Genomic DNA, 1,916 nt, shown 5'->3' with positions numbered 1-1,916 from the left:
CGCCTCTCCCAATGATCAGTCACCGCAGTTCTAGGTATAGAACCGTGGTGCGGGGAGAGTCCATTACAGCATTCAAACCGTTCGCTTCGCTCATTGGGACGGGCTAAAGCCCGCCCCTTAACCAAACGTTATGCACAAATCAACCGCAGGAAGACCGCATGAATTTTGACGCACTTGCTTATCCAGAGAAAATCATAATCGCCGGCTCTGAATTCAGCGGTCAGCGCAATATGTCGAAAGGCACATTACGAGTTCCATATACTGACGAACCGGACGTAGGGATAGGCGACACAATCATTCAAAAGTCTGGAAGTCGCGAAATCAAACTCAAGGTCATTGATGCTCAATTTCAGGCAGACGGAACACTTGGCGTAGGAACTAGGCACAACAATCTGCTAACACTTAAAGTGGAAAACCTTACAGCACATCCGCACAAGACAAACACTCAATCCTCTACTTTTAACATTGGCGCAATTACTGGCGAGCAGGTTCAGGTAGGAAACAACAACTCACAGACTGTAAACATTAGCGTTCAAAATCTTGTTGAAGCTGTCGCAAAAAGCGGTGACCAAGAGGCGAAATCAGCGTTAAGAAAACTTCTGGAGAACAGCACGGTAGCAAGTATTGTTGGCGCCGGGGCGGCAGCTTTCCTAGGCCTCTTGTAAATGCATAACAAGTCGCTCACTGGGACGGGCTAAAGCCCGCCCTTAACCAAACGTTATGTGTTTTCACCCACAGGCCATAGAGGGCGTTCTGATGACTGACCATATCGGTTCTTGTCTGTGCGGCACCGTGAGCTTTAAGGTAAAAGGTGATTTCGACAGCTTTTACCTGTGCCATTGTCAGCATTGCCAAAAAGATACAGGTTCGGCTCATGCTGCAAATCTATTCTCGCGTTCAGCTAAATTGGTCTGGCAGTCGGGTGCGGATGCTGTGACTTCCTTTACGCTCTCTGGTTCTCGTCATAACAAAAGCTTTTGTAAGTTGTGTGGTTCAGCATTGCCAAATACCCAGACCACAGGTTTGCTCGTCGTTCCTGCAGGGTGTTTAGACACTGAACTCACCATGCTGCCAACTGCGCATATCTTTTCATCCAGCAAAGCTGTTTGGGATATGGAGTTAGGAGAGGTGCCAAAGTTCGAGGGGCTCCCAGGTTGAGCCACCATCAAATAACCAATTGCTATTTTCGGACGCACCTACGCTGCGCTCCGGCCCGCAGCAAAGCCAGGCGTCACGTATTACCGACATGAATAATCGCCACTCTGCTTTTGACATAATAGTAATGATTGGTTTTGCACTGATCATCGCCGCGTTGGGAACGACCATATTTATCGAGAACGCAGAGTCATTTGACATATTGATCTCTCTGGGCGCCTGGATCATCGCATCCTTTTTCATTTTGGTTTTTGTTCATGGCACCATCAGAGGGGTGCCAAGAAGAAAAATAAAGATACCCAAGGGGTTGGCAGTGCTCACGCTCGGGATCAGTGGCGTATTTTTTCTTTCAGCTTGGCTAGTGAGCAACATATAACAGCATTCAAGTTCCCTCACTACCTTGCGGGGCAACTTACTACTGCCATTATCGACCACCATTTAAATCAATACTCATCCTGCAGTTTCTGCGTTCTATGCTGCCCTCTCTGTGCGGGCACAAGTCTCTTAATCTTGGCTCTTTGCCGACAACAACGATTTCTTTTGGCCCATTGGTTTTAGGCGCTGGCTTTTCAATGGGGTAGGTGCTGGTCGCCTGGATGATATTTACAGCACCTTGCGGTGTGTAATTTAAATCACTGAATACCGTCTGCTTGGCATTTGGGGTGGGTTGTTCTGTTGCCCTAGGGATGGTCTGAAGTAGTCATGTATTTCTGGCTAACTTCAGCCTCCGCCGATTTTGAAAGCGGCAAATCGATCAAAAG

The 1,916-nt window shown here is 47.9% G+C and carries 3 protein-coding genes; all 3 read left to right on the top strand.

Going from position 1 to position 1,916, the window contains the following annotated elements:
- The first annotated feature begins 158 nt into the window (after nt 1-158).
- The 3 genes from N1078_RS19385 to N1078_RS19375 all read left to right on the top strand — a co-directional run bounded on the left by N1078_RS19385 (nt 159) and on the right by N1078_RS19375 (nt 1,531).
- Complete coding sequence (locus N1078_RS19385; RefSeq protein ID WP_274089695.1) at nt 159-665, top strand: hypothetical protein; 507 nt, start codon at nt 159-161, stop codon at nt 663-665.
- Between the two features lie 91 nt (nt 666-756).
- A complete protein-coding gene (locus N1078_RS19380; RefSeq protein WP_274089694.1) occupies nt 757-1,158 on the top strand; it encodes a GFA family protein in 402 nt (133 codons plus the stop codon).
- 88 nt (nt 1,159-1,246) lie between these two features.
- Nucleotides 1,247-1,531, top strand: coding sequence for a hypothetical protein (locus N1078_RS19375; RefSeq protein WP_274089693.1), 285 nt, complete (start codon nt 1,247-1,249; stop codon nt 1,529-1,531).
- The last annotated feature ends 385 nt before the right edge of the window (nt 1,532-1,916 follow it).

Source organism: Pseudomonas sp. MIL19, assembly GCF_028680365.1.
GTDB classification, from domain to species: Bacteria; Pseudomonadota; Gammaproteobacteria; order Pseudomonadales; family Pseudomonadaceae; genus Aquipseudomonas; species Aquipseudomonas spirodelae.
This window is presented reverse-complemented; position numbering and strand designations above follow the sequence as displayed.

Excerpts from the sequence above, each read along its gene's own strand:
- N1078_RS19385 (WP_274089695.1), top strand. The coding sequence starts at position 159 with ATGAATTTTGACGCACTTGCTTATCCAGAGAAAATCATAATCGCCGGC.
- N1078_RS19380 (WP_274089694.1), top strand. The coding sequence starts at position 757 with ATGACTGACCATATCGGTTCTTGTCTGTGCGGCACCGTGAGCTTTAAG.
- N1078_RS19375 (WP_274089693.1), top strand. The coding sequence starts at position 1,247 with ATGAATAATCGCCACTCTGCTTTTGACATAATAGTAATGATTGGTTTT.